Here is a 19,211-nt window from a genome sequence, read left to right as displayed (position 1 = left end):
AACCAGGAAGAGGAGGTCTCATGGCCACTGCTGACGACGGACTCGCTGAACGGCTCGCTCCTTGGATCAGAGAGCTACCGCGGAGTGATCAGGTGCATCGCACCGGTACGACGCTTGTCCTTGAGGAGATCCGTCTCCGTCGCGGTGATTCTCTGCCGCACCCCTTCGACGAAGCGAAGCTGCGGGAAGCTTTGACCCCGCGTGAAGCAGCGACAAAGGCAAGAGACCTTGCGCAGGCATATGAGGGCGCCCCTCCACACGCTGGTCCCGACGGTGTTGACGAGCACTGGAGGATCTCGGCGATGTCACTTGCGTTCGCCGAGGCGGTTGAGAGTCGCTTCCCTGACCAGTTCTCACACCGGCGGATACTTCGCTAAGCGAGCTGTCGCTGTCCGACACGTTCAGCACGTCGGACGCTGGAGGCAAGATGATGTCATGACCGAAGCTGTTCAACCACCTTTTAGCAGCTCTGCCGCTGCTCCGATCGCGACGATCTACCAGAACTCCGACCAGGTTGCGGGCATCCTGCAGCAGATCGTGCGGCAACCACTCCTGACAGAAGAATCTCGCGAGACGACCGCAGCGGGAGGTACCGACACCGCAGCTGGCGGATCCGCGACGGGTAAAGGCAGCGGGAAAGCGAAGCTCCCGATGGTCGGTGGAGTCGAGCTGGGCATGGAAGCACAGGCGAGCCTGTCGTCGAGCTGGACGCAGAACACCGGAACCGCATCGCGTCAACAGTTCGTATACTCCCAGGCCTACAACCTGCACCTCGTACGCCAGTTCCTCGAGCAGGGGTCGCTACTGACACACCTGACATCCGCCGAGGAAGCAGCGGAGCTGCGACCCGGCGCCTTCGTCGAGTACACGACCACCTTCGATCCGGTCGAGCTCACACTCGCACTCGACGTTATCTCGCCGGACCTGGTCGAAGCGATCACCCGCTTCATAGTCAAACGCGACTACGTCGAAAATTTTCCGACGGACGGCGGCCACAAGGCGCGTGTGCGGCACGCGGAGAAGATGCAGCTCGAAGCGGATACCAAGGGAGAGCTCGCCAGGGCGATCACCAATGCGTTCAAGGCAGACACTCGGCAGGAAACTACGCGCGAGTATTACGGGCGCATCGCCGAGGAGCCCTCGCTGACCGCGATCACAATCTGCGACCTGGTGCACTTCATCGTTGATGACCCCGATCGCCTCCTCGATGGCACCTTCACCGTGCTCGGCAAAGTCATCTCGCCAGCTGAGGAGAACGTACCGACGTTTGCGCGGAACAAGCTTCTTCGCAACCTGGCGCCGAGCGCGCTCGATCTGGGCATCAGCAAGCTCTACGAGCTCATCGATGAAGCCCCGGAAGTGGACGGCAACGCTCCGTCGGAGTACGTGGATCTGAAGCTCGACTCTCGCGTGCCTGGAGTATCTGTGCGAGTCATGCCCCTCGCCATCTTCTCCTGATCGAAAGGACTGGACGGTTCGAGCCACAGCCCTACGACCGCCACGCGCCCGCGAAGCACTGACCGCACTGTCCCGACGCTTCCTTGCCCCGCTCGAAGAAGAACTCTGGGCGTCATCGGCGCGGTGACCGAACAACCGCCTAGGTGGCTGGGCGGACAGCAGTGCTGGATCGCCGAACGAGACAGGGACGGGTGGTGCGAACTGTCTTGCTCGCAGCGTCGCGGTCTGCCAGCGTTGGCGCATGGGCGAGGACGTGACCACGCTGGGTCGAGTGCCCGGGTTCCGCTCGTACTGGTCTGCCGCGACCCTCTCGTCGTTCGGATCCGCGGTGAGCGCGGTGGCCGTACCGGTTCTCGTGGTGACGGTGCTGCACGCTAGCCCGTTCGAGGTGGGGTTGGTGAACGCTGCGCAGTTCCTGCCGTACGCGTTGTTCGGGCTGATCGTCGGCGCGTACGTCGATCGATTCCGGCGCAAGCCGCTGCTGATCTGGGCGAGTGTCGGTCGTGGCGTGTGCCTGGGCGCGATCCCGGTGTTTTGGTTGACCGGGCTCTTGAACCTCTGGGTGACGGCAGCAGCGTTGTTCGTGTTCGGCATCTTGTCCGTCATCGGATTCGCCGCAACGCAGTCCCTCCTCCCTCGAATCGTCCCTCGCCCGCTCCTCCTGGCGGCGAATGCGCGGGTTGACCAGAGTGACGCTGCAGCGCAGACGGTGGGCCCGGCTCTCGGAGGTGTCCTGGTCAGCATCGTGACCGCGCCGGTCGCGATCGCGCTCGATGCGGTGAGCTACTTCGTCGACGCCGTCCTCATCGCGCGCGTCCGCGTCATCGAGCAGACGCCAGCGCGCACGGCGGGTGCGCGGTTGCGGAGCGACATCGCCGACGGTCTGCGGTGGACGTACGGTCATGCGACGCTCGCACCGCTGGCTCTGTCGACACATCTCTGGTTCCTCGCCAACGCCGCCGGACTGACGGTGTCCGCGACACTCGCGCTCCGCACCTTCGCGCTCCCAGCCGCGGTGTACGGGGGCATCCTCGCCGTCAGCGGTGTCGCGATGCTGGTTGGCGCCACTGCGGCTCCGCGCCTCGGCACCCGCTTCGGTGCCGGCCGGACGATCATCGCCGCTCGAGCCGCGTACCCGATCGCCTGGGCCGCCATCACGCTCACGACGGTTGGAACCGGCACCGCAGGAACACCGACGACCGTCGCGGTGTTGTTCGTCGCCTTCGCCATGCACGGCGCTGCAGCGGGCTGCGAGAACGCGAACGAGATGAGCCTCCGCCAAACCGTCACACCCGACACACTCCTCGGCCGGATGAATGGCACGATGCGCAGCGCAAACAGGACCCTCGCGGCTGCAGGAGCAGTGGGCGGCGGCGCGCTCATGACCGTCGCTGGAGATGGCGTCGCGCTGCTCGCGGTGACCCTCGTGTTCGCCGGCGCCGTCGTCGTCGCGATGTGCTCACCACTCAGGACAACCGCCGTTCGATAGAGGATGGATCAACGAGACAACTTGGCGCTCGCTCGCGGCTTGGCCACGTGGTTCGGTGCGGCGACAGTGTCAGAACGATTCTGCCGGTGCCGTGATCATGCGAACCCTTGTCCGCTGGTGCCGATGAGGCCGGCCAACACGCCAGCGGCGCAGAGCACCCAACCGGTGATGATGATCGGGAACCACGGGAGCTTCTTGCGGTAGAGCTTGCCAGTTCGCTTGTAGTCGATGAGGTAGTAAACGATGCCGCTCGCGAACTGCACTGCGCCGATGATGAAGAGCGTGATGGCGATCGAGCGCATCATCGTCGCCGTTTCTGTCGGCCGCCGTCCAACCTGTCCGGCACCCAGTGCAGAGACAGTCCCGCGCATCCTTCCGTCCGCATACATTGCCGTTTAACTTGTCCAACCCGCCGCAGACCGAAGCTGACTCCTTGCTTCTCGTGGCCAGGCGTCGCTCAATCACCACCCGGCAGCAAAGCACCCGAGACCGAGGCGTAATCTGTTCTGAGTCGGAAAGTATCGAGCTCGGCGAGCGAGAGGTCCTCCCGACAGGCGCGCACGAACGCAGCGAGCGCAGCTGCGCGCTCGTCTGCCCCAACCCCCTTCAGAGCCGGGTTCTTGAAGGCTCTATTTCGGTCGTCTGCAAGACGGACGCAAGCAAGTGCGCGTTCAACTACGTCCTGCGACCCGAGTAGGAACTCGGCCAGAGCAGGGCGATCGATCACTTGTCCGTCCTACAGGATCTCCTCCGCGGTATCCACGACTCGACAATCCACCGCTCCGCGCGGCTCAACCATCACACCGCAATAGCCGATGGGTCACCGGAACGCTCCTGGTGGTGGCCGCTCACCGTAGGGTGGCCCCGACGACCGGCCCAACGTTGGGCTGTCGCCGAAGAGAGGTGCGGATTCATGACCGTCGACATCAGGCCCTACACCGCACTCGATCAGGAGGCCGTGGTCGAGGTGATGGTGCTCGCGGAGATGTTCGCGCGCGAGGATGCACCCTTCCTCGAGGACGCCCTCGACAGGCACCTCACGTCGACGCGGGAGGAGAGCCGGAGCCTGGTCGCATCCGTCGACGGCCGGGTTCTCGGCGCGGTGCTCGCTCGCGCGGAAGAGGCGACCGATCGGGTGTGGGACATCACGATGATCGGCGTGCGCACCGACCAGCAGGGCCACGGTATCGGGCAGGCGCTGATGCGGGCGGTGGAGTCGGCGCTGATCGAGGGAGGGGCGCGGATGATCCTCGTTCGCACGTCCTCGACGGAGCAGTTCGCTCCGGCGCGCGCGTTCTACCTCCGGCTCGGCTACGAGCAGGTCGCGCAGGTCAGCGACTACTGGACCGAGGGCGATGACCTCGTGGTGTTCCGCCGCACCGTCCAGCAGAGCTGAGCGATTGCTGCCTCACCGGTCTTCCCCGCCGGGATCAGTGTTCCGTATGGGGATCAGCTACCGGTCGTAAGTCACTCCAGGAGCGATTGCACCGCGTTCCGGAGGTCCATCTGCTTCCCGAGCCGGATGTTCGCCTGCATACCGGAAGGATCCCACCAATCCCCATGCGCGCCCGGTCAACGATCGGCCACCGGACACTCCCGGGCGCCAGGAGGGCGTCGTGGTCTACTGCGCTTCGAAGCGTCATTGTCGCGCGCGCCACGAAACTACGACGCCACACAGCACATAGAGACCAAACAATCCTGCGAGGACACCCCAGACGGCAACGCTGATATCTGCGCGATTCGGTGAAAGTAGCGTGACGACACCGATAGCAACCGCGAACAACCCGATGATGGTCGGCGGAACCAGGTTTCCCTTCATCTTGAACATGCAGAGCACCTCTCCTGTAGCGGCGGCGGGTGCGGCCCGAGGAGTTCTCGAGCGCGCATCGATGTAACCAGACTGCAGCCGCCCGGCAGCCGATCGGTCAGCGGGCGCCGGTGAACTGCTGCGTGCTCCGCAAGAGCTCCGAACGCAAGGCGGTTGTCGAGACGCGGCCGAGACTCGCCATCCTGCGGAGATCACCCGTCGAGCATGAAGGCCCAGCCGATGACGAGGAACCCCGCGATGATCAGAGTCGCCAGTCCCGTCCAGAACCAGGGCGCCCCCGGTCGCCTGGTCATTTGACCTCGTCCGAACCCGTACTCGCGGACCGTCACCACAACCGAACGGAAGAGCAGTCCCGCTCCGATGAGCCCGACGAGCACAACGGCAGACCAGATCCACCAGGAGAACGTCATGAGTCGAGCATGCCCCACTCGTGACCGCTCCGCGTTGTGACCGGAGACCGACCGGCTCACGGGCATGTTCCGGAGCACAGAGGCGATCCGATCGGACCGCGATAGTAGGGTCCCGATCGTTACGGCCCGGAAGTGTGGGTGTCGAAGGAGGCGGCATGATCGCTGAGCTGAACAGACTGGTCGAACTGGTCGAAGGTCGTCTGGACGACGACCTCGACGTTGCATCCCTGGCGCGGGAACTCGGCACGACGGAGTACCACCTTCGGCGGATGTTCTCATCGCTCGCTGGCATGCCGCTGTCGGAGTACATCCGTCGTCGCCGAATGTCAGTCGCGGCAGCGGATGTCCTCGGAGACGGAAACCTGTTAAGCATCGCGGTGCGGTACGGCTACGGCTCAACCGAGGCGTTCGGTCGAGCGTTCCGCTCGGTTCACGGCGTCAGCGTCGGCAGCGTCAAGCGAAATGGTGGCCCCCTTCGAACGCAACCGCAGCTCAGGTTCCGCCTGACCGTAGAAGGGAACATCACCATGGACACACGGATCACCGATCGACCGGCGTTTCTCCTCGTGGGTCACGCCACCCGCGTGCCCCTCATCCACGAGGGGATGAACCCGCACATCCAAGCCCACATCGGCTCACTTCCGGCAGCTGAGCACGCACGCCTCAAAGCCCTGAGCGACACCGAACCGAGCGGCCTGCTCCAGGTCAGCGCCGATGTCGACCCGGACTACACCGAGGGGAGCGAACTGACCTACCTGCACGGAGTAGCCGTCGCGGGGAAGGCTCCGATGATCGGAGATCTCGACACGATCGAGGTTCCGGCCGGCACGTGGGCTGTGTTCCGCACCGAGGGCGAGTACCCGGCTGCACTGCAGGAGACATGGGCGGCGACCGCGACTGATTGGTTCCCGTCGAACCCCTGGCGGCTCCGGCCCGGACCGTCCATCGTCGCGGTACTCGACCGCGCCGATGACTTCAGCACGGCCACCTGCGAGCTCTGGCTCCCTGTCGAGCGCGCTTAGCAGAGAAGGACCTGTCGGCCGTGGGATGCCGGCAGGCCCGCCACCCGTCGATGGATCGGCAAGCGGGACGAAGACCAGGCGCTGAGGGACGGTAATCGTCACGGGAACCCGCCCAAGGCGCATCTACCCGGTAAGGGTGCGTCCTGCCCGCAGCACGGCGAGGGTGGCTGCCCGTTCAAGCCGGGCCGGGTCCGTAGGCCTCACTTCGCTGCGGGCGATGTCGGAGGTCCAATCGAGTGTCCGATCGACCATCGTCAACCGGATGGGTCTGCCTACCCGCGATACCACTCGTTCGGCGTCGAACTCAGCAACTTTCGGTCTCGTGGCATGTCGACGGACCGTTTCCTCGAGTGTGAGGTCGAAGGCGTAGAAGCGGGCGTCAGTCGCATGTTGAGCGGTCCGAGCGAGCAGGTCCTCGTACTGGCGCACGTTGAGATGCCTTCCATCACCACGCGAGCGAGCGGGCGATGCCCGCAAGCGCAGCCGCAGCCGCAGCATCGCGGTCCGGTGATCGGGGATCTGCAGCGCGACCACGGACGGACGGGAGACCGCTCAGGCGGGCTCAGGCACGCGCCCGGCGTCGCCGGCTCCGCAGCGTCCACACGAGTCCACCGGCCGCGAGCAGTGCCGCCGCCAACAGCCCGAGGGGGAGCAGGTTCGCGCCCGTCCAGGCCAGCGCGCCGCCCGGGTCGCTGCCCGCAACCGCGCCACCGTTGCCCGGCGCTGCCGCTCCCGGTGGAGCGGATCCGCTGTCACCCGGCGTCGGAGCGCCGCTGCCCGGCGTGCCCGCACCCGGCGACGTGGTCGGCGCCGGAGCAGCCGCAGCCACCACGGTGAAGGCGGCCCGAGCCAGGGTCACACCGTCGACCGACGCGGTGACGGTCACCCGACCGGACGCCGTGTCAGGCACCCGCAGGTCCGCCGAGAACGCACCACTCGCGTCGGTGTGCGCGGTGGCACCACCGATGCGCGGCGCGGTCGCCAGCGCCACGTCGGTGTCGGCCGGGAACCCGGCGCCGGTCACGGTCTGCGTGTCGCCCGCGTCCACCCGAGGCGACTCGACCCGCAGGACCGCGGTCGCCGCCGCCCTGCTGCTGAAGGCGACGACCGTTCGCTCCGTCACGGACCGTTCGTCGACCGGCACGCTGATGGTGCGGGTGTCGGCGTCGTAGGTCCAGGCGGTGTCCGCGATCACGCGGCCGTCGATGGTGACGGTTCGGGGGCGGTCGGCGTTCGTGAACGTCGCGGTCCACGAGCGGTCCTGCACCTGCCCGGCGAAGGAGCCGTCGGCGGGGGCGATGGCGAGCGAGCCGCCCATTGCCTGCTGCGTGTAGCGGACGGCGGTGGAGGCGCTGCCCGCCGCGGCCTTCGCGGTGGCGGCGCTGTCCTCGCCGGCGTCCTCGTGCAGGTCGAACGAGCCGTTCGCTCCGGTCGCCACCGTCAGGGTGACGGCGTCGAGCGGTGCGGCGTCGTTCCCGACCTGCTCCGAGCGGGTGGGGACGATGCCGCCGCTCTTCACGAACACCGGCATGCTGTTCAGGTCGGTCGTCACGTCGGCGGTGGTGCCTCCGGCGTACGTCTTACCGGTGAACCAGTCGGTCCACGAGCTGCCGGCCGGGAACCAGACGGAGCGGGTCGCCTTGCCGGAGTCGTCGTTCGCGGTGGTGACCGGGGCGACGAGCACGTCCGGGCCGTACAGGTACTCCGAGCCGGCCTGGGCGTAGGACTCCTGCGCCTCGGGGTACTGCAGGTAGAGCGGCTGCAGGATCGGGGTGCCCGTCTCGGTCGCCTGGGCGGCGAGCGTGTAGGTCAGGGGGACCAGGGCCTCGCGGAGGTTCAGGAACCGCTTCGCCGAGGCCTCTGCAGCGGCCGGGTACTGCCACGGCAGTCGGTCGCTGTGGTTGCTGTGCAGGCGGTCGATCGGCTGGAAGGTGCCGAGCTGCACCCAGCGGGCGTAGAGGTCCTCGGGCAGCTGGGTCGTGCCCTCCTCGGCGCCCTCGATGCCGTACTGCGCACCGTTGTGGCCGCCGATGTCGTGGCTGACCGAGGCCAGACCGGTCGCGGCGGACTCACCGGGGGTGTAGCCGACCTCGGCGAGCAGCATGTCCCACGACGACGTGGTGTCGCCGGTGAAGTGCACGGTCGTGCGCTTGTCCGCCCACGGGCCGGTCGGGACCGCCTGCGGGTTGCCGTAGCCGCCAGCCGTCAGCGAGCCGTACGCCCGCGAGAACGCGAGCCCCCGGCCGCCGAGCGCCTGGTCCGTGTACTTCGCGTACTGCTGGTTGATGAACGCGTCGGGGGTGACGCCGTTCGCGGAGTACTTCGAGTTCTCGCTGCAGCACCAGTCGAGCCACCACATGTCGACGCCCTTCGGCTGCAGCGAGGTGTGCAGGTCGAAGTAGGCCTTGAGCTGGTCCGGGTCGGACCAGTCGAACAGGTACCGGTCGCCGTCGCCCTTGGTGAGCTTGCCCTTCGCGGTGGCCTGGGCCTTCGCGAACTGCGGGTCCTGGCTCGAGATCGACGGGTGGATGTTGAGGGTGTTGTGGATGCCCTCGGCGTGCCAGTCGGCGAGCAGGCCGGTCATGTCCGGGATCCGGGACGGGTCGACCGACCAGCCGTTCCACTTGCTGTCGCCCTGGTTGGTGGGGCTGCCGATCTTGTAGTCGGTGTCGATCGCCATGACGTCGACGGGGACGCCTTCGTCCTGGAACTGCTTCGCGATCGCCAGGTAGTCCGCCTGCGAGCGGTCGTAGTACTCGGAGTACCAGACGCCGTACGCCCAACGGGGGAGCAGCTTCGTCGGACCGGTCAGGACGGCGAGCTCCTGCAGGGCATGACGGTAGTCGCTGCCGTACCCGAAGACGTAGCCGTCCTGGTAGCGCTCGCCGCCGTGGTCGCCGGCGGGGGTGACGGTGTTGGTCGCCTGGTCGTACAGCGCCGAGGCGCTGTCGTCGAGGAGTGACCAGACGTCCTGGTAGAGCAGGCCCGGGTTGGTCTTCACCGATCCGTTGGCGGTGTCGAGGTCCCGTCGGTACCCGCCGAGCGGTGCGTGTGCGGCGAGGACCGGCGACGCGGTGTTGACCACGGCGACGGTGTCGAAGTTCACGTTGCAGTTGTTCGTCACGGTCGGGCACCCGATCACGACGTCGTTCGTGCCGGCGGCCAGGTGCACCGGCACGGTGGCGGTGTTCCAGTAGTCCCAGCCGCTCGTCCTCGGGAGCGGTGCAGTGGTCGACTGCTGACCGGTCGGGGCCGCGGTGAGCGTCGGGGTGCCGGCTGAGCCGTTGGCGTAGCGGACCTGCAGGGCGTAGTCGCCCGCGGCGGGCACCCCGGTGATGTGGGTCGTCAGCTGCGCCCCGGCACGCTCGAACCCGGCGACGAAGCCGACTCCGGCGAAGCCGTTGTGGTTGGTGGCGGTCGTCGCCGGAGCGGTCCGTGCCGAGTCCTCGGCCTGGCACACGGTGCCGAACGCGCAGTCCTCACCGGTGACCGTGGTCGACGGTGCCGGGTAGGCGGCACCCGTGCTGACCAGGGCCAGGCTGTCGACGTTCACCCGGCCGGAGTCGTCCGCGGTGCGTTCGATGCGCACACGGTGCTCGCCTGCGGGCAGGTCGAGCGTCGTGGCGGCGGTGGTCTTCCAGTCGTCCCAGTTCGCGCCGGGTGCGAGCCGGATCGTTTTCGCGGCGCCGCCGTCGACGGTCAGGCTGAGGGTGCGGGTGGCGACCTGGCCGTCGCCGCCCTGCGAGTTCGCGTAGCGCAGGGCGAGGTCGTACGAGCCGGCCCGTTCCGCCGTGGTCGTGAAGGTCATCGCGTTGCCGACGGACTCGAAGCCCGCGGCGAACCCGGCTCCGGTGAAGCCCGTGTGGTCGGTGGCGAGCGACAGGCCGGTGAGCCCGAGCGTCTCGGCCTCGCAGAGCGATCCGATCGTGCACGAGGGGGTGGGCGTCGACACCCACGGCGTGCCGGTGACCCGCTGCCCGGAGGCCGTGGTCACGGTGGTCTGCAGGGTGTCCTGCGCGAATGCCCCCGAGCCCTCCTTGTACCGGACGGTCATCGCGCCCGTGTCGAGGGTCAGCCAGCCGTCCCGCTCGGTCTTCGTGAACGTCGTGGGTGCGAAGTCGTCGCGGCCGATGACGTTGAAGGTGCTGCCGTCGGTGAACTGCGCGTCACCCGCGTACTCGGTGCGGATCAGGGTGGGGGAGAGCACCTCGAACCGGGCCTGGCCCGAGACGACGGTGCGGTCGGCTGCGGGGTCCGCGGCGGCCGGGATCGCGGCGATCCCGAGCATGCCGAGGGCGGTCGCAGCGACGATGCCCGACGACAGCGCACGGCGCAGCCCTCGGGATCGGAAGGAGATGGGGCGCAAGTGGGTGCTCCTCGTGGACGTCGTCGTCCATCGGGCCGTGCAACGGCCGTGACCTGCGGGCCGTCCCTGCGGCGGCCCGTTTACAACGCTGTAAACCATACGACCAGGAGGGCTTCCGAGGAAGGGGCAGCTGGGGGTCGGCTCGTTTCGCGGCTTCCGCCGCCTTGGTGAGCGGCGTGGTCGCGTCGTGCGCGGCCGTGGACTCGAGCCACTGACGGACTGGAGGCCCGGTGCCAGCTGGCACCGTGCCTCCCGGCCCGGCCCGGCCCGGCCCGGCCCGGCCCGGCCTGGCCGTCGGCCCGCTGGCGCGACGGCTTCTCGCCGCGGAGCCCGAACGGGTATGCAAGAATCTGCGCATGGATGCAGATAGCAGGTGTGGTCGCCACGTCGACAGTGACTACGTCGAGCTGGCGGTCGAGGTGTTCAGCATGCTCGCCGATGCCACCCGGGTGCGGATCGTGCTGGCGCTCTCCGACGTCGAGCTGCCCGTGAACGACCTCGCTGAGCAGGTCGGTAGGTCGCCAGCCGCGGTCTCGCAACACCTCGCCAAGCTGCGTCTGGCCCGCGTGGTCGCCACCCGACAGGAAGGCACACGCGTCTTCTACCGGCTCACGAACGAGCACGCCCGACAGCTCGTGTCCGATGCGATCTTCCAGGCCGAGCACCAGCTCGACGGCACCCCCGCCCACCACCACGAGGGAGCCGCGCGTGCTGACCGCTCTGCGTAGTCGCGGCGTCCAGGCAGCACTGCTCTCGGCGGTGCTCTTCGGCGCGGGGACACCTGCTGCGAAGCTGCTCCTCGACGCGGTCAGCCCGTTCATGCTCGCCGGGCTGCTCTACACCGGGTCAGGGCTCGGGCTCGGACTCATCCGACTCATCCGCCGTTCACCACGGGTGCACCTCGCGAGGGGCGAGCAGCTGCCCCTCGCCGGGGCGATCCTGTTCGGCGGGATCCTCGGCCCGGTCCTCCTGCTGGTCGGCCTGGTGAACATGCCGGCGTCGGGGGCATCACTGCTGCTGAACGCTGAGGGTGTCGCGACAGCGCTGCTGGCCTGGTTCGTGTTCCGGGAGAACTTCGACCGCCGCATCGCGCTCGGCATGCTCGCGATCGTCGCCGGCGCCGTCGTGCTGACCGTCCCCGCCGGGATCGAGTTCGGCAGCGCCTGGCCGTCGCTCGCGATCCTCGGAGCATGCCTGTCGTGGGGCATCGACAACAACCTCACCCGGAAGGTCGCCATCCACGACGCGTCCTGGCTCGCCGGCATCAAGGGCGGCGTCGCCGGTCCCGTGAACCTGGTCCTCGCGTTCCTCCTCGGCGCACAGCTGCCCGCCATCGGCAACGTCGCCGCAGCGATGGTGGTCGGCTTCTTCGCCTACGGCGTGAGCCTGGTGCTCTTCATCGTCGCGCTCCGCCACGTCGGTACCGCCCGGGCGGGCGCCTACTACTCGGTGGCCCCCTTCTTCGGCGCTGTCCTCGCGATCGTGCTCGGCGAACCCGTGACCGTGCCCCTCGTCGTCGCCGGGATCCTGATGGCCGTCGGGATCTGGCTCCACCTGACCGAGCGACACGAACACGAGCACACCCACCAGGCCGTGACCCACGACCACTGGCACCACCACGACGAGCACCACCAGCACGAACACCCGGAACCCGTCGCCGCCGGCACCTGGCACCGGCACGTCCACACGCACGAGCCGATCACCCACACCCACGAGCACTACCCCGACAGTCACCACCGCCACACCCACTGACTACTACATGTAGTGGTCATCGGCGCGTCAAGCAACCACATGAGCCTTTCTGAAGGACCATGGTGATGTCGAAGAGGGTGGATCGCCCACTCGTTCGCGGCAGGAAGGAGCGCGGAGTCATGGCCAAGTCCGGCAAGAGCAGCGGCGGTTCGTCGCGAAGCTCGATCACTGGCAAGTACGTGACGTCGAAGTACGCGAAGTCGCACCCCAGCACCACGCAGACCTCGCACAAGAAGGGCAAGTAACAAGCGCCGCGAAGCGGTGACTCACTGGCGGGAATCCGGGGAACCGGGTTCCCGCCAGTGCTCTGTGCAGACACCGTCGAAACGGCAGGCTGCTGCCATTTCCAGCCCATGGCAGGTCGGTGCACACTCCGCCAGACGCGTCCGGTAGCCCATCGGCCGTCGCACGCGAGCCTCACCGTCGTCATCGATCTCGGGTGTCACCGTCGCCGTCGAAGTCCTGCCGGTTGCCGGCGATCACCTGCTGGTGTTCCCGCACCCAGTCGGCGAGGGCGAGGGCCACGTACTGCAGCGACCGTCCGAGGTCGGTGAGCTCGTACTCGACGCGGGGCGGCACCTCGGCGTGGACCGTCCGCGAGACGAGCCCGTCGCGCTCGAGTGCGCGCAGCGTCACGGTCAGCATCCGGCGTGAGATGCCGGGGATGACCTCGGAGAGCTCGGTGAACCGCCGCCGCTCGTCACCGAGCACCCCGATCACCAACAGCGTCCACTTGTCGCCCATCCGGGACAGCAGCGACCGGAAGAGTTCCGGGTCCTCGCTCGTGCACAGCTCGGCCATCGTGGGCATCGACTGGTGGAGCCGGGCCTGCAACGTCTCCAGCGCGGTCTGGTCCGTCATGGGGTCTCCCGTGGTTACTGCCGGGTAACAGGGGATCGTTTGCGGTAACGGGAACCCGGCGGGCAGGGTTACCCATCGTAACCGAAGCCCGGGTCGCCGACCCGGGAACGATCGAAGGAGTGTCATGACCCTGTTCCGCCTGGACGCCAGCATCCGCACCGAGGGCTCCACCAGCCGAGCGCTCGGTGACATCGTGGAAACCGAGTGGAGTGCCGTGCACGCGGGCGCCGAGGTGACCCGCCGTCACGTCGGCACCGACCCCGTGCCCGCCGACAGCTGGGCCGACGCCGTCGCCGCATCCGCGACGCCTGAGTCCGAGCGCACGGCGGCCCAGGTCGCCGCGGTCGCCCTGGCCGCCGAGCTGACCGACGAGCTCGCCGGTGCTGACGCGCTGCTGTTCGCCGTGCCGCTCTACAACTTCGGCGTCTCGCAGCACTTCAAGTCCTACGTCGACCTCGTGCTGACCGACCCGCGGATGGCACCCGGCGCCGTGCCCGCGACCGCGGGCAAGCCGGCCGTCCTGGTCACGGTGCAGGGTGGCAACTACTCCGCTGGCACACCCCGGGAGGGCTGGGACCACGCCACAGCCTGGATGCGCCGCATCCTGGAGGACATCTGGCAGCTCGACCTCGAGGTGGTGACGCGCGAGTTCACGCTCGTCGGGGTGAACCCCGCCCTCGACCAGTTCACCGAGCTGGCCGACGAGTTGCGGGTCCGCGCCGAAGAGCAGGCGGCCCAGCACGGCCGCACGTTGGCGGCCATGCCGAAGGCTGCGTGAAGCCGGCTCCTACGACGCGAGCATCTGCGCCACCACCGCGTACAGCTCCCTGGGGTCGCCGGCGAGCATCTGCTTGATCAACGCGGCCTGCTCGTCGACGACCACCTCGTAGTCGTCGCGCTCGACCCCGTCCAGGGTCGCGCGCGCCACGTCCGCCGGGTCGGTCTTGGCCATCGAGATCCCCGCGGTCATGTCGGTGTCGGCCACTCCGAGGTGCACGGACATCACCGTGGTCCCTTGGCCGGCCAGCTCGTGCCGCAAGGCGTTGCCCATGTTCCACAGGGCGGCCTTCGACACGGCGTAGGCGGAGGCTCCGGGCATGGCGAGCCAGGAGGCGCCTGAGGCGATGTTCACGATGCTCCCACCGCCGTTCGCCGCCAGGACCGGCGCGAACGCGCGGATCACGGACAGGGTGCCCCAGACGTTCGTGTCCATGTCGGCGTGCGCTGCGTCCAGGTCGCCCAGCAGGGTCGCCGTGGTCGCGATCCCGGCGTTGTTGATCAGGAGATCCACGTCGGTCGCGACCGCGGCGGCCGCTGCGACGGACGCGGGGGAGGTGATGTCGAGGGCGAGATGCTCGACGCCCTCGAGGTCGATCAGTTCGGGGCGTCGGGCGGTCGCGTACACCTTCGCCCCGCGTGCGATCAGCTGTGCGGCGAGGTGGCGTCCGATACCGCGGTTCGTGCCGGTGACGAGGGCAGTGGCTCCAGAGAGGTTCATGCCCGCTACGGTAGAACCTGACGTCAACGTGAGGATCAAGCCCGAGGGACAGAACGATGCGGATCGGCGAACTCGCAGAACGGGCCGGCGTCAGCGTCCGGTCGCTGCGGTACTACGAGGAACAGGGGCTCCTGGAGTCGGAGCGGACCAGCGGCGGACACCGGGAGTACCGCGAGCCCGATGTCGCGCGGGTGCGCTTCATGCAGATGCTCTACGCGGCGGGCATGCCGAGCCGCCGGATCATCGAACTCCTGCCCTTCCTCGACACCGGGGTCGCCACGCGGACGATGCTCGACCACTTCGACGAAGAGGGCGATCGCATCCGACGCCAGATCGAGGCCCTCACCGCTACCCACGATCGCCTCGCACGACTCCGCGACATCGCGGCGGAGTCCGTCGCGGGGCGGCCGCCGGAGGAGTGCCGCTCGTCGGCGAATGCCGCCGCCGCCTGAGCAACCCCGCCTAGCTGGCGGCAGCGGGCCTGCTGAACAGGTTGACGACGTTGCCGTCCGGGTCGCGGACCAGTGCGGAGCGGTTGCCCCACGGCATCGTGGTCGGCTCCAGGACGACGTCGTCGCTGCTGAGCTGCAGTTCGGCGAAGTCGCCGTCGACGTCGGCGACCTCGAACTCGATGAGCACGGAACGGTTCGTCGCCGGCGTCAGCGCGCCGCCGAGCATGGCGACCGTGGCGGTGCTGGCGATCGCGAGGGTCCCACCCGGGCCGCTGAACTGCGCGAAGACCGGTGCGGGGCGCTCGGCCTGCTGGCCGGTGACCCGTTCGTAGAAGGCGACCATGCCCTCGAGGTCGTCGGTGATGATGCGGACGGATGTGAACGTCATGGGGTTCCTCACGGTGGTGCTGCTGACTCGGAGTGACCAGCTTCTCCGGCGGTCGCGACACCGTCCTGTCGGTGTTTCCGGAAACCGACCGCGCCGGCTAGTCGTCGAGGACCGGCCGGAGTCGTCCGTACTGGATCGCCAGGTCCTCGGAGCGCAGGACACGCTGCGCGGGCCGCTCGTCGGTGACCTCGACCGACAGCATCCGGTCGCCCCGGAACGCCCGCACCCCGTCGCGCATCCGGCACCAGGCGATCAGGTACCACTGGCCGTCCTTCCCGATCGACCCCAGCGGTTCGACGTCGCGGACGGACTCGGCTCCGCAGGCGTCCTGGTACCGGAGCCGCACGACTCGATCCGCACGCAGCGCCGCCGCGAACTCGGCCGGGACGACCGTGTCCTCCTCGCCCTCCAGGAAGTGCACCCGGGACGCCAGCGCGCTGGCTCGTGCGGCGTCCCCGGCGGGCATGACCGCGAGCGTCTTCCTGGCCGCGGTGTGCGCGGCGTGCCGGAACGGGCTGCGCCCCAGCGAGCCGAGCCCGATCAGCACCGCGAGGGCCTCATCCGGCGTGAAGCCCGCCGGGCCGAGCGTCGCGGACGCGTCGATGACGTACCCACCCGCCCGGCCGGGCTCCGCCCAGATGGGCACACCCGACTGCTGCAACGCGGAGATGTCCCGTTCGATGGTCCGCACCGACACCTCGAACCGTTCCGCGAGACGACGCGCGCTCCGCGGGTGCGGGGAGACGGCGCGCAACTCTTCCACGAGGCCGTAGAGCCGGTCGGTGCGGTTCACCTCGTCATCTTCCCTCGCGCGTCGACCTTCCGTCCGATCCACGCCGTCTCGTGTGACGGGTGTTCGCGGGGCTCGCGTTCGTCGGCGCACGCGGTCGCGGCGTGCGCGGCACTGGACGCGCGCCACTGGCGGACTGGAGGCACGGTGCCAGCTGGCACCGTGCCTCCAGTCCGTCAGTGGTCCTGGACCGGGCGCGTCGACCCGCGCACGGGCGCGCTCACTCCGCGGAGCGCAGCTCCTGCACGTCACCGTCGGAGCACTTCGAGACGCCGGTGATGCTGTAGCGCTGCGGGTAGGCGTTGAAGCCGATCGAGGTGACGGGGCCGTCGACGCCGCGGATCCCGGTGAGCGGGTCCGCGCCGCCGCTCTCGAACCGTTCCGTCGTGATCCCCTTGGCCTTCCAGAGTTCCTCGACGGTGCGGATGTCGGCTGCCGGATCGCCGCCCCCGTCCGTGCCGCTCCGCTCCAGGATGTACACGAAGCGGGCGCCTTCCTGGCCGCCCGACCGCGTGCAGACCTCGGCAGCGGGGCCGCGGTAGACGGTCCAGTCGCCGCCGACCGCGTCGGTCGACTCCTTGACGACATCGACGATCGACTTCTTGGCGTCGGACGGATCCACGGTCTTGCCTCCGGGGGTGTTGCTACAGCCGGTCATGGTCAGCGCCGCTGTCAGGACGAGGGCGACGCCGGTGCTGGTGCGGGCGAGGCCGCGGAATCGTTCGTTCACGGTCACAGTGTCCACTGCGGATTCTCCAGGAGCGACTCCTGGAACCGGGTCGGCCCCTTCGGCTGGGCTTCCGTCATGAGCTCGGGGTGCCCGGTCGTGGCGAAACCGATGTTGGTGAGGGACTCGGTGTTGGGGTCGAGGTAGCCCCGTTCGTCCTCCGTGTGCGTGCCGTGGTCCTCGACCGGGTTGAGCGCGCCCGAGCCGTCCGCGCCGAAGGCGGTGGCCCCGAAGTCCGGATCGGTCGGGTCCTGGCTGTGCACGGGGCTCAGTCGTCCGGTCCACGCCCACTGGTCGCCCTTCTCGGGGTCGATCGCCCAGACGTCCCGCGCCTGTCCGGCGTACACGTGGTCGGCGTTGAGGTCGTCGGCGTCCTCGATGGAGTTCGGGAGCCCGGCGGACCCGATGGTGGTGAACGAGTCGACCTGCACACCGCTCTGAGTGAGGGCGTACGCCGACGTGGTCGAGCCGTAGGAGTGAGCGACGACGTTCGTGGTGGGCCCGTCGTCCTGGCGGACCGCGTCCAACCCCCGGATGGACGCGGCGAGCTGGTCACCGCCGGTCTCGGCGTAGTCGCTGCCGAGGACCCCGAAGTCGAGCTTGCCGGAGACGACCGGCTGCGGCGGGGTCTTGTAGCCCATCCACGAGATCACGGCGCGGTCTTCGGGCCCGGTGTCCGCCTGCTGGTCGTAGAGGTGCTGGGCGGAGTCGGTCCACCCGACCATGCCGGTCGTGTCGGAGCCCATCCCCGGCACGGCCCACGTGACGTTGTCTGCGGTGTCGAGGTCGCCGACCGACACCGCCGCCAGGGGCGGGACGTCGTCCGTCAACGAGACGATGAACCGTTCCCCGGCCTTGCTGCCCTGCTCGAACTGGCTCGCGGTGTCGATCGCCCGCAGCGCCTCGAGGTTCTCCGACGCCAGCATCCACGACGTCCCGTTGTCGTACGCGACCGTGGACCGGAGGTCTTCCACCTCTTGCTCCGCTGCCCGGATGCGGGCATCGAGCACGGCCCGGTTGGCGGTGTCCCGCGCCCAGTAGTCCACGCCCTCCAGGTTGCCGAGGACGCTCAGGACCGGCAACGGCAGCGCCCTGAGGTCGTTCGCGTCCGCCGCCGAGTAGCCGAGTCCGGCCCAGAGTGCCGCGACCTCGGCCGCGGAGAGGTCCGGGTCCAGCATCTGCTGGAACGCCGGCGGCAGCTCGGCGGCAGCGGAGACGTCGAGGGTCGCGTTCGAGATCGACCCGTGGCCTCCGGCCTGCTCGAAGGCGTCGGCGATGCGGTCGGCCCAGGCGGCGTCCGCGTCGTTCTCCTCGAGCAGGCGTTCGAATCCGTGCAGGAACGTCGAACCGTCGATCTTCGCCCACCCGCAGCTCGCCGTGAAGCCGGTCCATGCGTTCCGCAGCGTGGTCTGTTTCGTGGACGCTGCTCGGTCGAGTGCGCGCGAGCCGCTCGCGAAGGACCGGAGGTGCCCCGGATCGGCCGAGCTCGTGCCGCCCGACGTCCCGCCGCCGGTCCGCGTCCGGGTCCGCGCCGAGAACGACGCGGAGATGCTCGGCGGAGCGATCGGGATCTCGGACGGCTTGAGGTCGAAGCTCTGCATGCCGGGCAGCCGGAGGACGCTGATCGGGTCCTCGGCGGATGCCCGGTCCCGTTCGTCCTGCCGGACCTGCCACGCGGCGAGGTCGGCCTGCCGCTGCCGTTCGTTCGCGGCGGCGGTCGTCGTCGCGTCGACCTGCGTGCTCAGCTCGTCGAGCACGGAGGCGAGCTTCGGACGGTCGTCCGCTTCGATCTGCGCCGATTCCTCGAAGCGCTTCGCGTACGCACCGTCGAAGTCGTCGAGCGCGTTCTCGACGCCGGTGCGTCGTGCGGCGCTCTGGCCACGCAGCGTCTCGGCAGCGCCGGACGCCGCCTGCGCCAGCAGATCGGCTGCAGCGTCGTCGTACTGGATTTCCCCCACGGTGATCCCCCTTGCGCCTGCTCCCCGACGCGATCCCGACTGTACAGGGCGGGTGCGCGGAGCGCACCGATGACCGTCAGCGAACCGTGAGGATGCGGGCCGGCAGCGTCAGCGTGGCGTGAGGGGAGCGGCTCGCTCCGTCGGCCCTCCGGCATGATCGGCAGGTTGCCCGCGTGCACCGCGGCTACGATCACCCCGGCCCACCCGCGGGC

The 19,211-nt window shown here is 68.8% G+C and carries 19 protein-coding genes; 9 read left to right on the top strand and 10 right to left on the bottom strand.

The features are described 5' to 3' along the window. The first annotated feature begins 435 nt into the window (after positions 1-435). Both KK087_RS09055 and KK087_RS09050 read left to right on the top strand, forming a co-directional pair. Positions 436-1,458, top strand: coding sequence for a DUF6414 family protein (locus KK087_RS09055; protein ID WP_214564904.1), 1,023 nt, complete (start codon positions 436-438; stop codon positions 1,456-1,458). Between the two features lie 241 nt (positions 1,459-1,699). Beyond that, on the top strand, positions 1,700-2,947 hold the full coding sequence (locus tag KK087_RS09050; protein WP_214564903.1) for an MFS transporter: 1,248 nt from the start codon (positions 1,700-1,702) through the stop codon (positions 2,945-2,947). A 95-nt stretch (positions 2,948-3,042) separates the two neighbouring features. Here KK087_RS09050 and KK087_RS09045 read toward each other — a convergent pair whose 3' ends face one another. Beyond that, positions 3,043-3,252: a hypothetical protein gene (locus KK087_RS09045; RefSeq protein ID WP_214564902.1), complete on the bottom strand. Its 210-nt coding sequence runs from the start codon at positions 3,250-3,252 to the stop codon at positions 3,043-3,045. A 608-nt stretch (positions 3,253-3,860) separates the two neighbouring features. Here KK087_RS09045 and KK087_RS09040 point away from each other — a divergent pair. Beyond that, a complete protein-coding gene (locus KK087_RS09040) occupies positions 3,861-4,343 on the top strand; it encodes a GNAT family N-acetyltransferase (protein ID WP_214564901.1) in 483 nt (160 codons plus the stop codon). Positions 4,344-4,586: 243 nt separating this feature from the next. Here the strand turns inward: KK087_RS09040 and KK087_RS09035 are convergent, their stop codons facing one another. Further along, a complete protein-coding gene (locus KK087_RS09035) occupies positions 4,587-4,775 on the bottom strand; it encodes a hypothetical protein (RefSeq protein WP_214564900.1) in 189 nt (62 codons plus the stop codon). 565 nt (positions 4,776-5,340) lie between these two features. Between KK087_RS09035 and KK087_RS09030 the strand changes: the two genes are divergently transcribed. Continuing rightward, positions 5,341-6,207 carry an AraC family transcriptional regulator gene (locus KK087_RS09030; protein ID WP_214564899.1) on the top strand — a complete coding sequence of 289 codons (867 nt, stop codon included), beginning with the start codon at positions 5,341-5,343 and terminating at the stop codon, positions 6,205-6,207. Positions 6,208-6,330: 123 nt separating this feature from the next. On the opposite strand, the gene KK087_RS09025 is transcribed toward KK087_RS09030, so the two are convergent. Both KK087_RS09025 and KK087_RS09020 read right to left on the bottom strand, forming a co-directional pair. Next, on the bottom strand, positions 6,331-6,741 hold the full coding sequence (locus tag KK087_RS09025; protein ID WP_214564898.1) for a P-loop NTPase family protein: 411 nt from the start codon (positions 6,739-6,741) through the stop codon (positions 6,331-6,333). Between the two features lie 28 nt (positions 6,742-6,769). Beyond that, positions 6,770-10,573 carry a TIM-barrel domain-containing protein gene (locus tag KK087_RS09020; protein WP_214564897.1) on the bottom strand — a complete coding sequence of 1,268 codons (3,804 nt, stop codon included), beginning with the start codon at positions 10,571-10,573 and terminating at the stop codon, positions 6,770-6,772. Positions 10,574-10,929: 356 nt separating this feature from the next. Here KK087_RS09020 and KK087_RS09015 point away from each other — a divergent pair, with 356 nt between their 5' ends. From KK087_RS09015 to KK087_RS17650, 3 genes are all read left to right on the top strand, one after another. Continuing rightward, the gene (locus KK087_RS09015) at positions 10,930-11,301 is read left to right on the top strand and encodes an ArsR/SmtB family transcription factor (protein WP_214564896.1); all 372 of its coding nucleotides are present in this window, start codon (positions 10,930-10,932) and stop codon (positions 11,299-11,301) included. Then, on the top strand, positions 11,282-12,325 hold the full coding sequence (locus tag KK087_RS09010) for a DMT family transporter (RefSeq protein ID WP_307860016.1): 1,044 nt from the start codon (positions 11,282-11,284) through the stop codon (positions 12,323-12,325). The genes KK087_RS09015 and KK087_RS09010 overlap by 20 nt, the downstream gene beginning before the upstream one ends. Before the next feature lie 119 nt (positions 12,326-12,444). Continuing rightward, positions 12,445-12,570 carry a hypothetical protein gene (locus tag KK087_RS17650; RefSeq protein ID WP_284732960.1) on the top strand — a complete coding sequence of 42 codons (126 nt, stop codon included), beginning with the start codon at positions 12,445-12,447 and terminating at the stop codon, positions 12,568-12,570. Positions 12,571-12,751: 181 nt separating this feature from the next. Here KK087_RS17650 and KK087_RS09005 read toward each other — a convergent pair whose 3' ends face one another. After that, entirely contained in the window at positions 12,752-13,186 is a 435-nt protein-coding gene (locus tag KK087_RS09005; protein WP_307860013.1) for a winged helix-turn-helix transcriptional regulator, read from the bottom strand. A 124-nt stretch (positions 13,187-13,310) separates the two neighbouring features. On the opposite strand from KK087_RS09005, the gene KK087_RS09000 reads away from it, so the two are divergent. After that, the gene (locus KK087_RS09000) at positions 13,311-13,964 is read left to right on the top strand and encodes an FMN-dependent NADH-azoreductase (protein WP_214564894.1); all 654 of its coding nucleotides are present in this window, start codon (positions 13,311-13,313) and stop codon (positions 13,962-13,964) included. A gap of 9 nt (positions 13,965-13,973) precedes the next feature. On the opposite strand, the gene KK087_RS08995 is transcribed toward KK087_RS09000, so the two are convergent. Beyond that, positions 13,974-14,684 (bottom strand): SDR family oxidoreductase, encoded by a 711-nt coding sequence (locus KK087_RS08995; protein ID WP_214544613.1) that lies wholly within the window; start codon positions 14,682-14,684, stop codon positions 13,974-13,976. 56 nt (positions 14,685-14,740) lie between these two features. Between KK087_RS08995 and KK087_RS08990 the strand changes: the two genes are divergently transcribed. Beyond that, complete coding sequence (locus KK087_RS08990) at positions 14,741-15,136, top strand: MerR family transcriptional regulator (RefSeq protein WP_214530086.1); 396 nt, start codon at positions 14,741-14,743, stop codon at positions 15,134-15,136. 10 nt (positions 15,137-15,146) lie between these two features. Here KK087_RS08990 and KK087_RS08985 read toward each other — a convergent pair whose 3' ends face one another. From KK087_RS08985 to KK087_RS17910, 4 genes are all read right to left on the bottom strand, one after another. After that, positions 15,147-15,524 carry a VOC family protein gene (locus tag KK087_RS08985; protein ID WP_214564893.1) on the bottom strand — a complete coding sequence of 126 codons (378 nt, stop codon included), beginning with the start codon at positions 15,522-15,524 and terminating at the stop codon, positions 15,147-15,149. A 97-nt stretch (positions 15,525-15,621) separates the two neighbouring features. After that, entirely contained in the window at positions 15,622-16,317 is a 696-nt protein-coding gene (locus KK087_RS08980) for a helix-turn-helix transcriptional regulator (RefSeq protein WP_214564892.1), read from the bottom strand. 217 nt (positions 16,318-16,534) lie between these two features. Beyond that, positions 16,535-17,044, bottom strand: a complete 510-nt coding sequence (locus tag KK087_RS08975) for a hypothetical protein (protein ID WP_214544610.1) — start codon at positions 17,042-17,044, stop codon at positions 16,535-16,537. Positions 17,045-17,046: 2 nt separating this feature from the next. Continuing rightward, a complete protein-coding gene (locus KK087_RS17910) occupies positions 17,047-18,999 on the bottom strand; it encodes an alpha/beta hydrolase (protein WP_214564891.1) in 1,953 nt (650 codons plus the stop codon). Positions 19,000-19,211: the final 212 nt, after the last annotated feature.

This window comes from Curtobacterium aurantiacum, from assembly GCF_018598555.1.
In the GTDB taxonomy this organism is placed as follows: Bacteria; Actinomycetota; Actinomycetes; order Actinomycetales; family Microbacteriaceae; genus Curtobacterium; species Curtobacterium aurantiacum.
Note: the sequence above shows the minus strand (reverse complement) of the source record. Positions and strands in the feature narration are given on the sequence as shown.

What these genes read in the sequence shown, in the direction of transcription:
- KK087_RS08985 (WP_214564893.1), bottom strand. Translation starts at nt 15,524, where the DNA reads ATGACGTTCACATCCGTCCGCATCATCACCGACGACCTCGAGGGCATG.
- KK087_RS09040 (WP_214564901.1), top strand. Translation starts at nt 3,861, where the DNA reads ATGACCGTCGACATCAGGCCCTACACCGCACTCGATCAGGAGGCCGTG.
- KK087_RS09035 (WP_214564900.1), bottom strand. Translation starts at nt 4,775, where the DNA reads ATGTTCAAGATGAAGGGAAACCTGGTTCCGCCGACCATCATCGGGTTG.
- KK087_RS09050 (WP_214564903.1), top strand. Translation starts at nt 1,700, where the DNA reads ATGGGCGAGGACGTGACCACGCTGGGTCGAGTGCCCGGGTTCCGCTCG.
- KK087_RS08990 (WP_214530086.1), top strand. Translation starts at nt 14,741, where the DNA reads ATGCGGATCGGCGAACTCGCAGAACGGGCCGGCGTCAGCGTCCGGTCG.
- KK087_RS09000 (WP_214564894.1), top strand. Translation starts at nt 13,311, where the DNA reads ATGACCCTGTTCCGCCTGGACGCCAGCATCCGCACCGAGGGCTCCACC.
- KK087_RS09005 (WP_307860013.1), bottom strand. Translation starts at nt 13,186, where the DNA reads ATGACGGACCAGACCGCGCTGGAGACGTTGCAGGCCCGGCTCCACCAG.
- KK087_RS09045 (WP_214564902.1), bottom strand. Translation starts at nt 3,252, where the DNA reads ATGATGCGCTCGATCGCCATCACGCTCTTCATCATCGGCGCAGTGCAG.
- KK087_RS17650 (WP_284732960.1), top strand. Translation starts at nt 12,445, where the DNA reads ATGGCCAAGTCCGGCAAGAGCAGCGGCGGTTCGTCGCGAAGCTCGATC.
- KK087_RS09030 (WP_214564899.1), top strand. Translation starts at nt 5,341, where the DNA reads ATGATCGCTGAGCTGAACAGACTGGTCGAACTGGTCGAAGGTCGTCTG.
- KK087_RS09015 (WP_214564896.1), top strand. Translation starts at nt 10,930, where the DNA reads ATGGATGCAGATAGCAGGTGTGGTCGCCACGTCGACAGTGACTACGTC.
- KK087_RS08995 (WP_214544613.1), bottom strand. Translation starts at nt 14,684, where the DNA reads ATGAACCTCTCTGGAGCCACTGCCCTCGTCACCGGCACGAACCGCGGT.
- KK087_RS09055 (WP_214564904.1), top strand. Translation starts at nt 436, where the DNA reads ATGACCGAAGCTGTTCAACCACCTTTTAGCAGCTCTGCCGCTGCTCCG.